The organism is Salipiger bermudensis, from assembly GCF_019801965.1.
GTDB lineage: Bacteria > Pseudomonadota > Alphaproteobacteria > Rhodobacterales > Rhodobacteraceae > Salipiger > Salipiger bermudensis_A.
Genome location: NZ_JAHVIA010000003.1, coordinates 399,725 through 416,342 on the forward strand (window position 1 = coordinate 399,725; position 16,618 = coordinate 416,342).

Sequence of the window (16,618 nt, forward strand, 5' to 3'; positions counted from 1 at the left end):
TAGGATGCCTATTCCGCTTTGCCGCGAGCCTTCGCAGAATTGCCTTAACGGGGTGAGGGCACTCGTGTAGCGTGTAGATCCGAAAGCAAGATCTTACGGTGCCAAGACATGCGCGTTCTCATCGCTGACGACCACGACCTGCTGCGCGATACGCTGATCGCCTTCCTCGACGATGAGGACGGAATCGAGACCGGCAGCGCGTCGAGCTTCGCCGAGGCGTTGCAGCGCATGAAGGATGACGCGGCCTACGATCTCGTCCTGCTCGACTACAAGATGCCGGGCATGAACGGGCTCGAGGGGCTGAAGCAGGCGCTGGCCATCGAGGGGGTGCGCCACGTGGCGCTGATCTCGGGCGAGGCCAGCCGCGACATTGCCGAGGAGGCGCTCGAGCTCGGCGCCGCGGGCTTCGTGCCCAAGACGCTGCCGGCCAAGTCGCTGGTCAACGCGGTACGCTTCATGGCGATGGGCGAGCAATACGCCCCGATCGCCTTCATGACCGCCGCCGAGGAGGTCGAGGAGCACCCGCTGGCCAAGACCCTCACCAAGCGCGAGATGGAAGTCCTGAAGGGGCTGACCGAGGGCAAGTCCAACAAGGAGATCGCTCGCGATCTCGAGATCACCGAGCCGACGATCAAGCTTCACGTGAAGACGCTCTATCGCAAGCTCGACGTCAACAACCGCACGCAGGCGGCGATCGTGGCGCGCGACGCCGGGATCTTCTGATCCGGTCACGTCACGGCCTCGCCGAAAGGATAGGTCGGCGGCGCATCCGCGGCCCCCGGTCCTCCGCAAGCGCAGCGGCTTTCATACACGCTTAAGGTTAATGTCAGGGGCAACGGAGGATTGCCCCATGACACTCGCCGACCAGACCCTTTCCGACGACCAGGCCGCCGCGCCCGCCCGCCGTCGCTTCCGGCTGTGGCCGCGCAGGATCAGTTTCCGCCGGCTGCTCATGGGCGGCGCGACGCTCGATCTCAGCCGCCTGCCGCGCTATCTCTGGATCTTCGCGCTGGGGGCGGCGGCGATCTGGGCGCCGATCACCGGCTACCTCAAGACCGCGCCGCTGAAATATTCCAGCCACATGTCGCTGATCCTGCCCGGCTCCGGCGCCTCCGCCTCGGTCAACCTCGCCGAGATCGGGCAGGCCTCGAGCTACTCCAACTCGGCCTTCTCGAGCAATTCCGTCAGCCCCACCGAGACCTACAAGCGCCTGCTCTCCGCCGACCGGGTGCTGCGCGATGCCGCGGAGCGGCTCGGCACCGACAAGGCCGGGTTCGGCGAGCCCCGGGTGCGGCTGGTCGATCAGACCGCCTTCATCCATATCGAGATGGTCGGCCCCAGCGCCGAGGCTGCGCACGATCGCAACGGCGCGCTGCTGGCCGCCTTCTTCGACGAGATCGACCGCCTGCGCGGCGACGAGCAGGACAGCCGCCAGACCGGCGGGCTGGCCGCGATCCGCGAATACCAGGATAGCGTCGCCGCCACCCGCGAGGATATCGCCCGGCTGCAGGCGGAGAGCGGGCTGCACTCCGCCGAGCAGTACAAGCGCCAGCTCGACGAGCTCGACGATCTGCGCATGCAGCTCGAGACCCTGAGCGCCGAGCACCGCAACAAGCTCGCCGCCGTGGCGCGGCTCGAGGGGCAGCTCGGCACCGACGCCGCTCAGGCGGCGATCATCCTGCGGCTCAATGGCGACGCCGATTACCTCGCCCTGCTCGAGACCATGTCGGAGGCCTCGACCGAGCTGGCGAGCGCGCGCGCCCGCTATGGCCGCCAGCACCCGGAGGTGGTCAAGGCCGCGACCGCCTACGAGGCCGCCAGCGCCGAGGCGCGGGCCCGCGCGCAGGCGCTTACCGGCGGCAGCGGCCAGCTCGAGCGCGCCATCGACGGCGGTCGGGCGACGCTGCTGACCGAGCTGGTGCGGCAGGAATCCGAGCGCACCGGGCTTGCCGCGCAGGCCGAGGGGTTGACCGCCCATATCGCCAGCGAAAGCGCCCGGCTCGGCGCGCTGGCGCCGCTGGCCGCGCGGCTCGAGGATCTGCAGCGCGATTTCAGCGTCGCCGAGGCGGTGTTTGCCTCCGCCATTGCCCGCACCCAGTCGAGCAAGACCGACATCTACGCCTCCTACCCGCTGGTGCAGGTGCTCGAAGACCCCTCGCTGCCCGACGCGCCGAGCTCGCCCAAGCGCAAGCTCGCCGTGGTGGCGGGAGCGGCGGCGACCTTCCTGCTGCTGTTCTCGCTGAGCCTCGCATGGATCCGTCTCGCCCTGATCCAACGCCTGCTCTTCACCAAGGCCGAGCGCAAGTGATCGCGCCCCGGAACCCCGCCGAGGGCATGGTCTGGTCCACCATCGTCTGGACCTGGCCACTCTACGGCATCGGCGCGCTCTACGTGGTCGGGCCGGTGCTGGCCTGGCTTCTGGCGATGCTGGCGGTGCTGGCGCTCTATCTCGGCCCGGCGATCCGCAGCGACTTGCGCGCCACCGGGCCGGTGCCGCCGGTGGTCTGGGGCTGGATCCTCGGCATGCTCGTCATGCTGGTGGCGCTCTGGGTCGGGCATCTCGACTGGGGGTTGGGGCTCAAGCAGACGATCAAGTCCTCGATCGGCTGGGCCAAGGGCTGGGCGCTCTTGGCGCTCTTCCCGCTTGCCGGCGCGGTGCTGCCGATCCGACGCGAGATCCTGATCCGGGCGCAGTGCAGGCTCGGCTTCTACACGCTCTGTCTCGCGCCGATCCTGCTCATCGCGCCGACGCTGGGCTTGCCAGAGCGCATCTTCACCTCGCCGCTCAAGGCCATTGGCGGGCCGGGGCCGGAGTATTTCTCGGTCTATCTCTTCACCTTCGATCCCGCCTCCTGGACGCCGCGCTGGCAGTTCTTCGCGCCGTGGTCGCCCTTCGCGGCGCTGCTCGGCGTGACGACCGTTCTCTTCGCGCTCGAGGAAAAGGAGAACAAATGGCGGGCCGCCGGGGTCGGTGCGGGTGTGCTGATGATCCTCGCCTCGAAATCGCGGATGGGGCTTGTGGGGCTCGTCGCCTGTACCATCGGGCCGCGGATGATGCCGCTGATCCTCAAGGGCTGGGCTTGGGGCGCCTTTGCCGGGCTCACCGCCTCGATGGCCATCGTCGGGCCGGGGCTGCTGCGCGCCATCGACCGCGGCGTCTCGGCCTTCAAGGGCGCCCGGGCCGACAGCACAAGGGTGCGCGAGACGCTGCAGCGCATTGCGCATGAGCGCTGGCAGGAGGAGGCGGTGTGGTTCGGCCACGGCACCGTGCATCCGGGCCCGCATATCGTCGAATACATGCCGATCGGCAGCCATCACACCTGGTTCGGGCTGCTCTTCGTGAAGGGGCTGACAGGGCTCTTAGCCTTCGCCGTGCCGCTGGTCTGGCAGATCTGGATCGCGCTGAAGGATGCCGCACTCGGGCCTCGCGGGCGGCTGCCGCTCGGCATCTGCATGGTGCTGGTGCTGCTCTCGTTCGGCGAGAATATCGAGATCGAGGCCTATCTGTTGTGGCCGGCGCTGGTGGTGCTGGGCCTGCACGCCCGCGAGGTGGCCGAGGCGCGGGCTGAACGGCAGTCCGCGCCCCAAACAGAGCCTGTTCCGGCCTGAGTCAGCCTGCCTTGGTCAGGTCGTCGATGGCTCGCAGGCCTTTCAGCAGCCGCCCGAGATCCGAGATCGGCACCATGTTGGGCCCGTCGGAGGGGGCGTTGTCGGGGTCTTCGTGGGTCTCGATGAAGACCGCCCCCGCGCCCACCGCCAGCGCCGCGCGCGCCAAGGGCTCGACGAACTGGCGCTGGCCGCCCGAGCTCGCGCCCTGACCGCCGGGAAGCTGCACCGAGTGGGTGGCGTCGAACACCACCGGGTAGCCGGTCTCGGCCATGATCGGCAGCGAGCGCATGTCTGAGACCAGCATGTTGTAGCCAAAGCTCGCACCGCGCTCGCAGAGCATGATGCGCTGATTGCCTGTCGAGGCGATCTTGTCGGCGACGTTGGCCATGTCCCACGGCGCGAGGAACTGGCCTTTCTTGACGTTGATCGCGGCGCCGGTCTCACCGGCGGCGAGCAGCAGGTCGGTCTGGCGCGAGAGGAAGGCCGGAATCTGCAGCACGTCGACCGCCTCGGCGACGGTGGCGCATTGCTCGGGGCCATGCACGTCGGTCAGCACCGGCACGCCGAACTCGCGGCCGATGGTTGACAGGATCGACAGCCCGGCCTCCATGCCGATACCGCGCTTGCCGGAAAGCGACGAGCGGTTGGCCTTGTCGTAGCTGCCCTTGAAGATCCAGGGCGTGCGCGCGGCTTCGGCGGCAGCGGCGATCTGCTCGGCCAGCATGCGGGCGTGATCGAGGCTTTCGAGCTGGCAGGGCCCGGCGATCAGTGCGAACGGCGCCGTGTTCGAGACGGAAATCTCGCCGATGGTGACGGTCTTCATGCGATGCCTTCCTTCTTCAGGACGCCCTCGATCCGGGCGACGTCGACGGGGTTGTTGAGCTCCCAGAACACCCGGCCGCGCGCGTCGACCTCGACGCAGGTGACCGGCACGCCGTTCTCGAGGAAGCGCAGCTGTTCCAGCCCTTCGGCCTTTTCCAGCGGGCCCTCGGCCCAGCTGGCATAGCGACGCAGCGCGGCGGGGCGGTAGCCGTAGACACCGACATGGTGCCAGACCTCGGGCGGGCTCTCGAGGTTGCCGACGTAGGGCAGCACTTCCTTGGAGAAGTAGAGCGCCGTGCCGTCGCCGCGCATCACCGCGGTGGTGCCGCCGACGCGGCCGTTCTGGCGGTCGGTGACGAAATGCACCAGCGTCTCGCGGTCGGTTTTGAGCACCGGGGTGGCCATCTCGACCGAGCTGTCGGTCATGCGCTCGATCAGCGCCTCGACGAACCATGGCGGGGTCAGCGGTGCGTCGCCCTGCAGGTTGATGATCGCGTCGGGCTCGGTGGCGAGTTGCGCCACCGCCTCGGCGCAGCGCTCGGTGCCGTTGCGCGCCTCGGACGAGGTCATCAGAACGTCGGCGCCGAAGCCTCGCGCCGCCTCGGCGATGCGCTCGTCATCGGTCAGGACATAGACGGCATCGGCGCCCTTCACGCTCTGCGCACAATCCCAGGCGCGGCGGATCAGGGTCTTTTTCTCGCCGGTGGCGCCGGTCAGTTCGACCAGCGGCTTGCCCGGGTAGCGGGTCGAGGCGTAGCGGGCAGGGATGAAGATGACGGCGCTCATGCGACACCTGCGCGCAGCGCGTCGTGGATATGGACGAGGCCGACCAGCGTGCGGTCCTCCTCGACGGCGAACAGCGCCGAGATCTTGCGGGCGTTCATCATGCCAAGAGCCTCTGTCAGGAGCGCGTCCGGGGCGATGGCGCGCGGGTTGCGGGTGGCGACATCGCCGGCTTTTCGGTCCATCAGGCCCTCGAGATTGCGGCGCAGGTCGCCATCGGTGATGACGCCTTCGAGCTTGCCGTCCTCGACCAGCGCGGCGACACCGAAGCCCTTCTGCGACATGATGACAAGCGCTTCGCCCATCGGCGTCTCGGCGGAGACCACCGGCAGCTCGTCGCCGCGATGCATCACCGCGGAGACCCGCAGCAGCTGGGCGCCGAGCGAGCCGCCGGGGTGGAAGGCGAGGAAGTTCTGCCGGTCGAAGCCGCGCTTCTGCATCAGCGCCACCGCGAGCGCATCGCCGAGCGCCATGGCCATGGTCGTCGAGGTGGTGGGCGCCATGCCGATCGCACAGGCCTCGGGTGCGTCGGGCATCAGCAGCACGTGGTTGGCCGAGCGCGCCAACGTGCTGTCGGCGCGGCGGGTCATGGCGATCATCGGGATCGAGAAGCGGGCGCAATGGGCGATCATGTCGGCCAGCTCGCGGGTCTCGCCGGAATTCGAGATCAGGATGACCACGTCATCGGGGGTGATCATGCCGAGATCGCCGTGGCTGGCCTCGCCGGGATGCACCACCTGCGCCGGGGCGCCGGTGGAGGCCAGCGTGGCGGCGATCTTGCCCGCGACATGGCCGGACTTGCCCATGCCGGAGACGATGATGCGGCCGTTGATGTGCAGCAGGAGCGTGATCACGTCCTCGAAGGCGGCCGGCAATTCGTCGGCGAGCCGGGTCAGCGCCTCGGCCTCGGTGGTCAGCACCGTGCGGGCGATATCGGTGGGGGTCTGGGCCATTGATCTACCGTATATGAACCTGCTGCCTGTTACCGCGCTATGGGAGCGCTGTCCAACAACGGCTGTCCGAGGCCGGCCCGTGGCGGGAGATTCGAAGCCACCGCCGCCGTGCCGACGCGGGGAAACACGCCGAAATTGTTTTGATGAGAGGTTTTCGCCATGCCGTTGCGTCACGCTCGCCCATAGAGGGTATTTTGGGCTGGCGCTGTGGTCTGGTGGCAACATTTCGGCGGTCTGAGTGGTATTATAGGGCCGCGCCGGCCGCCTGACCTATAAATGCAACGCCGGCTTTGTTACCCATGTCAAAACAATAAAGCAGAGCAGACAAGGGCAAAATGGGAACGGGCATCAAGGGCACGTTCGTCATTTCCTGGTCACAAACACTGATCGACGGCTTTGAAAGCCCAGGATTTTCTTCGCTTCGCGTGGGAGCGGCCTGGGCATGGCGTGGCCAAGCGGTTCGGGTGGATGGGCCTTCGGGGCTTCTCGAGCTTGATCGTGCGGATGACATCGTTGCCATCCGCCGTCGCGCGGCGCAGATGGTGCGCCGGCTTGTAGGGGCCGCGGTGACGAACAACAGTCGTCTCGACACGGTCGAGGTCGGTCATCCTCTTTCGGAGAGCAATTTCGTCGTCACCGATGGGGCGCAGACCTATACCGTCACGCTGATCCAGGTGGACGGCGCGGCGCGCCCGCTGCTGATGTTCCTCAACGAGATCCCGCCGCGCGGGGCCGATCTGTGGATCGTGCACGCCGCGCTCGGGCCGATGGCGAAGCACGAGGGCGCGGAGCAGTCGGGCGGGGTGATCTGCTTCACCCCCGGCACCCGTATCCTGACCCCGACGGGCGCGATCCCGGTGCAGGATCTGCGCGAGGGCGACCTGATCCAGACCAAGGACAACGGCCCGCAGGAGGTGCAGTGGGTCGGCAGCCGCCGGATGACCGGCGCGCGGCTCTTCGCGATGCCGAGGCTGCGCCCCGTGCGCATCCGCGCCGGTGCCTTCGGGATCGAGCGTCCCGACGAGGAGTTTCTGGTGTCGCCCGAGCACCGGATGCTGGTGACCGGCCGGGCTGCGCAGGCGCTGTTCAACACCGACGAGGTGCTGGTTCGGGCATCTGACCTGGTGAACGGGCGCACGGTGGTGCGCGATCTGTCCGTCCGCGAGGTGACCTATGTGCACCTGCTGCTGCCGCGCCACGAGGTGCTGTTTGCCAATGGCGTCGAGACCGAGAGCTTCCACCCCTCGAATACCGCGCTGACCACCCTGCGCGACGAGGACAGGGCGCGGCTTCTGGCGATGAAGCCCGGAATCGAGCACAGCCCGCAGAGCTATGGCAGTTTTGCCCGGCGCAATCTCACGGAGTCGGAGGCGGCGATCCTGATGCACGAGGCGGCCTGACGCGGCAGCGCAGGCTCGGCTCCGGCGGGGATCAGTCGCGGATCTCGTCCGCGGCGACGCCCCAGAGTGCGGATTTCGGCGCCCAGCCGTCATAGCCGCCGGCCGAAAGCTCGCACCAGGCGGCTTCGCATTTGCCGAGCCGCGCCACCACGCCGAGCGCCAGCTTTGCGTTGACCGGGGCAGTCTCGTCGGGCCGGCCGTGCAGCTCGAGCATGTCCTGCTGCACCAAGACGGTGCGGACGCCCGAGAGCAGCGAGTAATGCACCCAGCCGCCGGCCCCGTCGGCATCGCGCACGCGGCGCCAGTGGCCGTATTCGGCGGTGATCTCGAGCGGCATGTCGCGGCGGGTGTAGATCCAGTCGATGCGATGGGTGAGCGACGGCCCGCGGCGCACATTGCCCTCGGAGGCCTTCATCGACACGTAGCGCGGCAAGGGCAGGTTGGTGACCGGGCCACGCTCTTCGGTGGCGGCGGAGACGGTACCGGTCAACAGGGCGGCCATCAGCCCCACGATCAAAGCGGCTATGCGCATTTCACTGTCCTGCCCGAGTTTTTCAGGCGGGGTTCTTGTGCCCCGCACGCTCATGCGACACTGTGCCATCGGAGACGAGCTGTGGAAAGGGAGGGGAGGCGCGCCATGCCTCAGAAACGCCTGAGTGTTGTCGTGACGCGACGCTTGCCCGAAGCGGTCGAGACGCGTCTGAGCGAGCTGTTCAACGTGACCCTTCGCGAAACCGATACGCCGATGTCCCGCGCCGAGCTGGCCGAGGCCATGTCCGAGTGCGACGTGCTGGTGCCAACCATCACCGACTCGATCGATGCCGGGCTGATCGGCCAGGCCGGCGAGCGCCTCAAGCTGATCGCGAACTACGGTGCCGGGGTCGATCACATCGACGTCGAGACCGCCCGCCGCCGCGGCATCCTCGTGTCGAACACACCCGGGGTGATGACCGACGACACCGCCGACATGGTCATGGGGCTGATGCTCGCGGTGACCCGGCGGATGCAGGAGGGGCTCGCGGTGATGCAGGCCGGCGAATGGCAGGGCTGGGCGCCCAACGCCTTCCTCGGCACGCGGCTGGGCGGCAAGCGGCTCGGCATCCTTGGCATGGGCCGGATCGGCCAGGCTGTCGCCAAGCGCGCACAGGCCTTCGGCATGCAGATCCACTACCACAACCGCCGCCGCCTGCGCACCGAGACCGAGGAAGCCTTCGAGGCGACCTACTGGGAAAGCCTCGACCAGATGGTGGCGCGGATGGACGTGATCTCGGTGAACTGCCCGCACACGCCCTCGACCTTCCACCTGCTCAACGCGCGCCGGCTGAAGCTGATGAAGCCCACCGCGGTCCTGGTGAACACCTCGCGCGGCGAGGTCATCGACGAGAGCGCGCTGACCCGGATGCTCAAGGCCGGCGAACTGGCGGGCGCGGGGCTCGACGTCTATCAGCACGGCATCAAGGGCAACCCCGAGCTCGTCAACATGCCCAACGTGGTGATGCTGCCGCATATGGGGTCGGCCACCATCGAGGGCCGCATCGAGATGGGCGAGAAGGTGCTGCTCAACGTCAAGACCTTCGCCGATGGCCACCGGCCGCCGGACCAGGTCGTTCCGGCCATGCACTGACCTTCCGGGCCGGCCTTCGCGCCGGCCCAAAAGTTTCGAAAGACCTAAGCTTTCGGAAAGCTTTGTGGGGAAGCGCCGCGCGATTGCCGCTTTTGCATGCCCGCCCGCGCCATTGCGGCGGATCACTGTCTCTCCCGTGAGTGTCATGGGCTGAACAGTGAGTGAGAACAGTGCTAGGTTATATCTTTGAACGCTTGATCAAACCCCTTCCGGCAAGCGGAGGGGTGATCCCGCCCGAGCTCGGGTCGGACTTGGACGGCGAGCCGGAGGCGTCGCCAGTCGGTGAGCGGCTCGAAACCATCGAGGAGCGGCTCGAGGCGGAGGCCAACGCCTCTTATGGCGACGAGCTCTACCACGGGCGGCGCATGGCCGGGCTGTCGACGATGAAATTCGAAGGCGACGGCAGCGTGCGCGGCCTGCGCAATGCGGCGGTCAGCCTTGGCTACGTGGTGCCGCTCGAGGAGGTCGCGAGCGCCGAAACGCTGCAGGACCGTAGCGAGGGGATCCGGCAGGAAGAGGTGGCGGACGCGCTTTCCGGCCTCGACCGTCCGGAGCTGACGGAGCTGCTCGAAATACCGCATCCGAGCCCGGCAGGGTCGGTCGTGGGGCAATCGGTCTCGGTCGCGCTCGAGGCCGAGCCCGTTACAGAGACCGCATCGGAGATCGAGTCTGCCGCGGAGTCCCGCGTTGCAGGAGAACCGAGCCCCGGTCTGGATCATCTCGAGGGCGGCGGTCAGGATGACGCGCTCTCGGCCCCGCACCCGCCCGGTGCGGCGCCGCAGGTCTTCACGACAATGGCCGAAAGCAATCTCGTCGTCGGGCCGGCGTCTGCCCCGGCGCTCGCCGAGATCGCCCTGTTCCTAGCGGATGACGAGCCCGAAACCTTCGAGTTCTACGCGCCGGAAGAGCTTCGGGAGAGCGCCAAATCCGATGACAAGCCACCGCAGGATGAGGCGATGGTGGAGCTTCTGATGGCCGAGGTGATGCGCGAGATCCACGACGAGAGCGAAGCGTTCGAGCTTGCCGAGGATCTGGACCACGCCGACGCGCAGGACGATCACGCGTCGGCGCATCTCGGGCATCACATCGACATCGCGTAAGGCCGCCCAAGCAGAATCGAAAACGCCCGCCCCGAGAAGGGCGGGCGCTGGCGTTTCGGGAGGATCAGCCGATATCCTTGTAGCTGATTTCCTTCTGGTCGCTGCCGGTCTTGCCCCGGCGCACGTGAAGGCGGTTGAGCGCGTTCACATAGGCCTTGGCCGAGGCATAGACCGTATCGGTATCCGCCGACTGGCCGGTGGCGATCTTGCCGTCTTCCTCGAGCCGGACCGACACCGTGGCCTGAGCGTCGGTGCCCTCGGTCACCGCGTGCACCTGGTAGAGCTGCAGCCGGGCCTTATTGGGATAGAGCGCGCGCACTGCCTTGAAGGTGGCGTCGACCGGGCCATCGCCGTGCTCGGTGGCCGACATCTCTTCGCCGCCAACTTCCATCTCGAGCGTGGCTTCCGCCGGGCCGCCGGTGCCGCAGACGACCTTGAGCGACACGATCTCGAGGTGATCGGCGCCTTCCGTGGTCATCGCCGCGGTCACGAGGGCGAGGATGTCCTCGTCGTAGACCTCCTTCTTGCGGTCGGCGAGATCCTTGAAGCGGAAGAAGATGTCCTTGAGCTGGTTGTCACCGACCTCGACCCCGAGATCCTTGAGCTTGGCGCGGAGCGCGGCGCGGCCCGAGTGCTTGCCGAGCGGCAGCGAGGTACCGGCAAGGCCGACATCCTCGGGGCGCATGATCTCGAAGGTCTCGGCGTTCTTGAGCATGCCGTCCTGGTGGATGCCGCTCTCATGCGCGAAGGCGTTCTTGCCGACGATGGCCTTGTTGAACTGCACCGGGAAGCCCGACACCGAGGAGACCCTGCGCGAGATGTGCATGATCTTCTTGGTGTCGATATCGGTGTAGAAGGGCATGATGTCGCCGCGGGTGCGCAGCGCCATCACCACCTCTTCGAGCGCGGTGTTGCCGGCGCGCTCGCCAAGGCCGTTGATGGTGCATTCGATCTGCCGGGCGCCGCCCTCGACCGCGGCCAGCGCGTTCGCCGTCGCCATGCCGAGATCGTTGTGGCAGTGGGTCGCGAAGATCACCTCGTCGGCGCCGGGCACCGTCTCGATCAGGCGCTTGATGAGGTCGGCGGATTCGCGCGGCGCGGTGTAGCCCACGGTGTCGGGGATGTTGATCGTGGTGGCACCGGCCTTGATGGCAATCTCGATCACCCGGCAGAGATAGTCCCACTCGGTCCGCGTCGCATCCATCGGCGACCATTGCACGTTGTCGCAGAGGTTGCGGGCGTGGGTCACCGTCTCGTGGATGCGGTCGGCCATCTCGTCCATCGAGAGGTTGGGAATGGCGCGGTGCAGCGGCGAGGTGCCGATGAAGGTGTGGATGCGCGGCTTCGGCGCCTTCTTGATCGCTTCCCAGCAACGGTCGATATCGGGGAGCTGGGCGCGGGCGAGGCCGCAGATCACCGTCTCCTTGCTGCGCTCGGCGATGTCGGAGACCGCCTTGAAATCACCCTCGGAGGCGATCGGGAAGCCGGCCTCGATGATGTCGACGCCCATGTCCTCGAGCAGCTCGGCGATCTCGAGCTTCTCGTCATGGGTCATGGTGGCGCCGGGCGATTGCTCGCCGTCACGAAGCGTCGTGTCGAAAATGTACACGCGGTCTTTGGTCTGGTCGGTCATGTCACTGAATCTCTTTATGGTCTTCGTCCTGGTGTCTCGCCGGCGCGAAACGATGCCTCCTCTGAGCGGTCGCGCCGGGTGACTGCGCGCTCAGAGGCGGATTAGGAGAAGAGTCAGGCCAAGCGCAAGAGCCGCGCCGGGGGCGCGGGAGATTGCAGCGATATGGCCATTGGTCATCATGCGGCGGACTATACGCTCAATCCTCCAAATGAAAACCCGCAAAATACCGCGCTCCCGCGGAGCGATCGTCAGGCGCTGCGGCTCCCGAGACAGCCCTTGAGCGACGCGCCAAGCCGGTCATATTGACGGGGAAGCCGACCCGAGGGAGATCCCGTGATCCGACGTCTCATTCACGCCGCATGCCTCGCGCTGCTCACGCCGCTGGCCGCGCTCGCGCAGGAGCGCGACGCCGCGAAGCTCTACGTCTTCGGCAACAGCCTCGTGCACCATCTCGGCGACGAGGAGCATGCCAACGTGCCGCACTGGATGGGCGAGCTGGCCCGCGCAGGGGGGTACGGCTTCGCGCTCGACGGGCAATGGGGCTTCCTGCGCGATTTTGCGCGGAGCCTGCCGCCGCGCCCGAACTGGACGATTCCCGGCGTGACCGGCAGCTGGGATGCCGGGCGCGGCGCCTTCGGCGATGCCGGGTTCGACGCGATCTGGATCACCCCGGCGAACTTCGTCCAGTACCAGGCACCCGACGCGCCCTATGATTACGACAACGCCGCCGGCGAAAGCCCGATGGGGGTCATCCTGCAGATCGTCGACTGGATGCAGGGCCGATCGCCGGGGATGCCGGTCTATCTCTACGAGGGCTGGTCGGAGATGAACTCGGTCTCGCGCCGCTTCCCGCCCTCGGTGCGCAACGCGCGGGCCTACCACGCGCTGAACCAAGCGGAGTATCACGACTGGTACGAGACCCTGCTGGACGACCTGCGGGCCGCGCGGCCCAAGGCCGACATCCGGCTGATCCCGGTGGCCCGCATCCTCTCGGCGCTGCTGGGCGAGGGTGGCCCGCTCGAGGAGGTTCCGGCGGAGGCGCTCTATGTCGATCTCGACCCGCATGGCACCCCGAGCCTCTATTTCCTCGCCGCGATGATCACCTATGCCGCGACCTATGGCGAAGCGCCTCCCGCCGGCTACACGCCGGCCTCGAGCCTGCATCCCGCCATCGCCGCCGCCTATCCCGAGCTCGCCGCGCGGGTCTGGGACGAGGTCTCGGCCTCGGGCGTTCTGGAGAGCGCCGGACTGGCGCCGGAGCTCTCCACAACCCGCAGCGCCGAAGCTGCGCCCACACCCGCGCCCGCCCCGGCGGTCGAGCCCCTGCCGCAGCGCGGCGAGGTGGCGCTGCCCGCCTCCGGGGCCCGGCCCGAGGGCGCGCCGGCGCTGGCGATGGGGCTCAACGGCATCTCCGACTGGTCGACCCAGGCGCCCTTCCTCGATCACATGAAGATGGCCCGCGAATGGATCGGCCACCTGCCGGGGCAATGGGGCGGGGTCGAGGCCGAAGAGCTGCGCGCCGAAGGAGCGCTCGACGAGGACGGCTGGCCGAAATACATCCCCGAGCGCGTCGAGCGGCTCGAGGCGCTGCTGCTCACCGACCAGCCCTCCGAGGCGCAGTATCTCACCGGCACCTACCGGGTATTCTGGCAAGGCAAGGGCAAGCTCGACATTACCGGCCGCGCCAGCCGGGTGCGGCTCGGGGAGGGCGAGGGCCAGTTCTGGTACAGCCCGGGCGAGGGCGCCGTTGGGGTCTCGATCAGCGCAACCGATGCCGAAGACCCGATCCGCGATGTCCGCATCGTGCGCGAGGACCAGCTGGCGCTTCACGAGGCCGGGGCGCTGTTCAACCCGCTCTGGCTGGCGCGCATCGGCGACCTGCGCAGCCTGCGCTTCATGGACTGGATGATGACCAACGGCTCGCCGGTGCAGCGCTGGGATGATCGCCCCCGGATGAGCGATTACACCTGGAGCGCCTGGGGCGTGCCGGCGGAGGTGATGATCCGGCTGGCCAACCGCGTCGGCGCCGATCCGTGGTTCAACATCCCCCACATGGCCGATGACGATTACGTCCGCCGCTTCGCCGAGCTGGTGACGGCGCGGCTCGATCCGGGCCTGAAGGCCTATGTCGAGTATTCCAACGAGGTCTGGAATTTCATCTTCCCGCAGGCACGCTGGGCCGAGGCGCAGGCCGATGCGCTCTGGGGCCGCTCCGAGGCCGGCTGGATGCAGTATTACGGGCTGCGCTCGGCGCAGGTCATGCAGATCTTCACCGAGGTGTTCGGTGACGAGGTGCCCGAGCGGCTGGTGCGGGTGATCTCGACCCATACCGGCTGGCCGGGGCTCGAGGAGAATATCCTGATGGCGCCGCTGGCCTATCTGCAGCTCGGCCATCCTCCGCAGGATGTCTTCGATGCCTACGCGGTGGCTGGCTATTTCGGCTACGAGATGGGTGGCGAGGAGATGGCGCCGCAGCTCGACGACTGGCTGGCTCGCTCCGAGGCAGCGGCGGTGGCGGCGGGCGAGGCGGAGGGGCTGCGCCGGGTGGCGCTGCGCGAATATGTCCGCGAGCACCGCTTTGACGCCGCCGTGGCGCCGGTGGCGCTGGCGCTGCTCGAGGGCTCGCTCAAGGAGCTGATCGAAGAAATCTTCCCCTATCATGCCAGCGTCGCCGAAGCGGCTGGCCTGCGGCTGGTGATGTATGAGGGCGGCACCCATGTCTCGGCCCAGATGGAGCGCGTCAGCGAGAGCGCGCTGGCCGAGTTCTTCACCTATTTCAACTACACGCCCGAGATCGCCAAGCTCTACGAAGAGCTGCTGGCCGGCTGGGTGGCGAGCGGCGGGGCACTGTTCAATGCCTTCGTCGATGTCGCGCCAGCCTCGCAATGGGGCAGCTGGGGCGCGCTGCGCCACCTGGGCGATGACAACCCGCGCTGGGACATGCTGATGAGCTACAACGCCACCGCGCCGACCGATTGGGAGCCGCGCGCACCGGGCGTGTTCGACGGCGGGCTGCTGCTCGAGGCCGGCGACGGGGGCGAGACGCTCGAAGGCAGCCCGAAGCCCGACATCCTGCTCGGCGGGGCGGGCGATGACAGGCTGATCGGCGGCGGCGGAGATGATCTGCTGCATGGCGGCGCGGGTCGCGACATTGCGGTGCTGCCGGGCGGGCAGGGCGCCTATGCCTTCTCGCGCGAAGAGGGCGGGCGGCTGGTGGCGGCAGGCCCGCAGGGCATCGTGCGCATGGTGCAGGTCGAGGCGCTGGGCTTTGCCGATGCGCCGGGCGTCGCGCTGCCCACCGCGGGGCTCTGACGCGGCTCAGCCGGTGCTGCGGGTCGCCCGGATCTCCGAGACCAGCGTCTCTGCGCCGAGGCTGGCGCGGAAATGCGCCTCCACATGGGCGCGCCCGGCGGCGCTGAAGCGCAGCGCGCTGTCGGGGTTCTGGGCCAGCTCGCGGATCGCCCGGGCCAGCGCCGTCGGATCCTTCGGCGCCACCAGCTTGCCGGTGCGGCCATCGTCGATCAGCTCGCGCACGCCGCCCGCGTCGGTGCCGATCACCGGCACCCCGCAGGCCATCGCCTCCATGTAGGCGACGCCCAGCGGCTCGTGCCACGAGGCCAGCACGAAGCCATGCGCCTCGAGCAGCTTCTCCTTCACCGCGCCGGCGTCGATCGCGCCCAGCAGCTTGACGTGATCCTGCAGCCGCAGCTTGCGCAGATGCGCCTCGAGATCCTTGCGGAAACCCTCGCCGCCGGCATCGTCCTCGCCGGCGATCTCGAGCCGCACGTCGACCCCTTGGTCGAGCAGCTGGCGCATCGCCGACATCAGATCCTGGTGCCCCTTCACCACGTTGAGCCGCCCGCAGGAGAACAGCCGGATCGGGCGGCCTTTCTCGGGCGGCTGGTAGGGCGTCTCGCGCTTGAGCACCTCGGTGTCGACCCCCATCGCGCGCACCGTCAGCCGCTCGGGCAGATCACCGGCCAGCGCCTCCTGCACCTCGCCCATCAGCTTGTGGGTGATGATCGTGGCAAAGGCCGCGCCGCGCCACTTGAAGCGCTGGCCGGGGCCATAATCCGAAAGCGGCCCGTGCAGGGTCAGCGAGTAGCTCGGCCCGCCGAGCTGCTGCGACAGCGCCGCGATCAGCGCCGCGCGACCGCAGGAATGCGCATGCACATGATCGAGCTGCAGCTCTTGGGCGTGGGCCTTCAGGGCTTGCGCAGCGGACAGCGTCATCGCCACGTCGCGGGCAAAGCCGGGGCCCTCCTTCAGCATCGCCGCGGGCAGTCCACGCGGCAGCAGACCGGCCAGGGCCTGCACTGCCCTTACGGGGGAGGGCTCGCCGAGATAGGTGGTGCGGGCGATGGCATCTTCGGACCAGTCATGCGCGATCAGCCCCGAGGGCGGCATGCGCGTCGAGAGCAGGTCCACCTTGTGGCCCATCGCCTCCAGCGCCTGAACCTCGCGCCAGAAAAAAATATGTGTCTGGCCCGGAAACTGGGGTACCAGGTATCCGATCCGCAATGCCTGCGACACGCATCCCCCGCTGTCAGCTCGTCCCCGGCAATGTGACCGGCTTTGGCCTCGGTTTCCACAATGGGCTGCCGATTTCACAAGATGCCGTGGCACCGTGTTCACAGCGCATCAGAACAGTTTGTATCATTTTGGATATAATCCGGGCTGTCTTCTTCTTCTCG

13 protein-coding genes are annotated in these 16,618 nt (G+C 68.0%); 7 read left to right on the top strand and 6 right to left on the bottom strand.

The window, feature by feature from the left end:
* Window positions 1-108: 108 nt before the first annotated feature.
* From KUV62_RS08940 to KUV62_RS08950, 3 genes are all read left to right on the top strand, one after another.
* The gene (locus tag KUV62_RS08940) at window positions 109-723 is read left to right on the top strand and encodes a response regulator transcription factor (RefSeq protein ID WP_222603332.1); all 615 of its coding nucleotides are present in this window, start codon (window positions 109-111) and stop codon (window positions 721-723) included.
* A gap of 127 nt (window positions 724-850) precedes the next feature.
* The gene (locus KUV62_RS08945; protein ID WP_222603333.1) at window positions 851-2,308 is read left to right on the top strand and encodes a GumC family protein; all 1,458 of its coding nucleotides are present in this window, start codon (window positions 851-853) and stop codon (window positions 2,306-2,308) included.
* A 26-nt stretch (window positions 2,309-2,334) separates the two neighbouring features.
* A complete protein-coding gene (locus tag KUV62_RS08950; protein ID WP_222603465.1) occupies window positions 2,335-3,609 on the top strand; it encodes an O-antigen ligase domain-containing protein in 1,275 nt (424 codons plus the stop codon).
* A 1-nt stretch (window position 3,610) separates the two neighbouring features.
* On the opposite strand, the gene kdsA is transcribed toward KUV62_RS08950, so the two are convergent.
* The 3 genes from kdsA to KUV62_RS08965 are packed head-to-tail and all read right to left on the bottom strand — an operon-like array spanning window position 3,611 to window position 6,167.
* Complete coding sequence (kdsA, locus tag KUV62_RS08955) at window positions 3,611-4,432, bottom strand: 3-deoxy-8-phosphooctulonate synthase (RefSeq protein ID WP_222603334.1); 822 nt, start codon at window positions 4,430-4,432, stop codon at window positions 3,611-3,613.
* Window positions 4,429-5,217, bottom strand: coding sequence for a 3-deoxy-manno-octulosonate cytidylyltransferase (locus KUV62_RS08960; protein ID WP_222603335.1), 789 nt, complete (start codon window positions 5,215-5,217; stop codon window positions 4,429-4,431). Before KUV62_RS08960 ends, kdsA begins: the two co-directional genes overlap by 4 nt.
* Window positions 5,214-6,167 carry an SIS domain-containing protein gene (locus tag KUV62_RS08965; RefSeq protein ID WP_222603336.1) on the bottom strand — a complete coding sequence of 318 codons (954 nt, stop codon included), beginning with the start codon at window positions 6,165-6,167 and terminating at the stop codon, window positions 5,214-5,216. Before KUV62_RS08965 ends, KUV62_RS08960 begins: the two co-directional genes overlap by 4 nt.
* Before the next feature lie 335 nt (window positions 6,168-6,502).
* Between KUV62_RS08965 and KUV62_RS08970 the strand changes: the two genes are divergently transcribed.
* Window positions 6,503-7,567 (top strand): Hint domain-containing protein, encoded by a 1,065-nt coding sequence (locus tag KUV62_RS08970; protein WP_222603337.1) that lies wholly within the window; start codon window positions 6,503-6,505, stop codon window positions 7,565-7,567.
* Between the two features lie 31 nt (window positions 7,568-7,598).
* Here the strand turns inward: KUV62_RS08970 and KUV62_RS08975 are convergent, their stop codons facing one another.
* Window positions 7,599-8,099, bottom strand: a complete 501-nt coding sequence (locus KUV62_RS08975) for an SH3 domain-containing protein (RefSeq protein ID WP_222603338.1) — start codon at window positions 8,097-8,099, stop codon at window positions 7,599-7,601.
* 105 nt (window positions 8,100-8,204) lie between these two features.
* Here KUV62_RS08975 and KUV62_RS08980 point away from each other — a divergent pair, with 105 nt between their 5' ends.
* Window positions 8,205-9,191 (top strand): 2-hydroxyacid dehydrogenase, encoded by a 987-nt coding sequence (locus KUV62_RS08980; RefSeq protein WP_222603339.1) that lies wholly within the window; start codon window positions 8,205-8,207, stop codon window positions 9,189-9,191.
* Between the two features lie 224 nt (window positions 9,192-9,415).
* Window positions 9,416-10,291 (top strand): hypothetical protein, encoded by an 876-nt coding sequence (locus tag KUV62_RS08985; RefSeq protein ID WP_222603340.1) that lies wholly within the window; start codon window positions 9,416-9,418, stop codon window positions 10,289-10,291.
* Window positions 10,292-10,355: 64 nt separating this feature from the next.
* Here KUV62_RS08985 and KUV62_RS08990 read toward each other — a convergent pair whose 3' ends face one another.
* A complete protein-coding gene (locus KUV62_RS08990) occupies window positions 10,356-11,924 on the bottom strand; it encodes a 2-isopropylmalate synthase (RefSeq protein ID WP_222603341.1) in 1,569 nt (522 codons plus the stop codon).
* 333 nt (window positions 11,925-12,257) lie between these two features.
* Between KUV62_RS08990 and KUV62_RS08995 the strand changes: the two genes are divergently transcribed.
* The gene (locus tag KUV62_RS08995; RefSeq protein WP_222603342.1) at window positions 12,258-15,236 is read left to right on the top strand and encodes a calcium-binding protein; all 2,979 of its coding nucleotides are present in this window, start codon (window positions 12,258-12,260) and stop codon (window positions 15,234-15,236) included.
* 6 nt (window positions 15,237-15,242) lie between these two features.
* Here the strand turns inward: KUV62_RS08995 and epsE are convergent, their stop codons facing one another.
* Window positions 15,243-16,445 (bottom strand): exopolysaccharide biosynthesis GT4 family glycosyltransferase EpsE, encoded by a 1,203-nt coding sequence (gene epsE / locus KUV62_RS09000; protein WP_222603466.1) that lies wholly within the window; start codon window positions 16,443-16,445, stop codon window positions 15,243-15,245.
* Between the last annotated feature and the right edge of the window lie 173 nt (window positions 16,446-16,618).

What these genes read in the sequence shown, in the direction of transcription:
- KUV62_RS08960 (WP_222603335.1), bottom strand. Translation starts at nt 5,217, where the DNA reads ATGAGCGCCGTCATCTTCATCCCTGCCCGCTACGCCTCGACCCGCTAC.
- kdsA (WP_222603334.1), bottom strand. Translation starts at nt 4,432, where the DNA reads ATGAAGACCGTCACCATCGGCGAGATTTCCGTCTCGAACACGGCGCCG.
- KUV62_RS08980 (WP_222603339.1), top strand. Translation starts at nt 8,205, where the DNA reads ATGCCTCAGAAACGCCTGAGTGTTGTCGTGACGCGACGCTTGCCCGAA.
- KUV62_RS08950 (WP_222603465.1), top strand. Translation starts at nt 2,335, where the DNA reads ATGGTCTGGTCCACCATCGTCTGGACCTGGCCACTCTACGGCATCGGC.
- KUV62_RS08990 (WP_222603341.1), bottom strand. Translation starts at nt 11,924, where the DNA reads ATGACCGACCAGACCAAAGACCGCGTGTACATTTTCGACACGACGCTT.
- KUV62_RS08965 (WP_222603336.1), bottom strand. Translation starts at nt 6,167, where the DNA reads ATGGCCCAGACCCCCACCGATATCGCCCGCACGGTGCTGACCACCGAG.
- KUV62_RS08975 (WP_222603338.1), bottom strand. Translation starts at nt 8,099, where the DNA reads ATGCGCATAGCCGCTTTGATCGTGGGGCTGATGGCCGCCCTGTTGACC.
- KUV62_RS08940 (WP_222603332.1), top strand. Translation starts at nt 109, where the DNA reads ATGCGCGTTCTCATCGCTGACGACCACGACCTGCTGCGCGATACGCTG.
- KUV62_RS08945 (WP_222603333.1), top strand. Translation starts at nt 851, where the DNA reads ATGACACTCGCCGACCAGACCCTTTCCGACGACCAGGCCGCCGCGCCC.
- KUV62_RS08970 (WP_222603337.1), top strand. Translation starts at nt 6,503, where the DNA reads ATGGGAACGGGCATCAAGGGCACGTTCGTCATTTCCTGGTCACAAACA.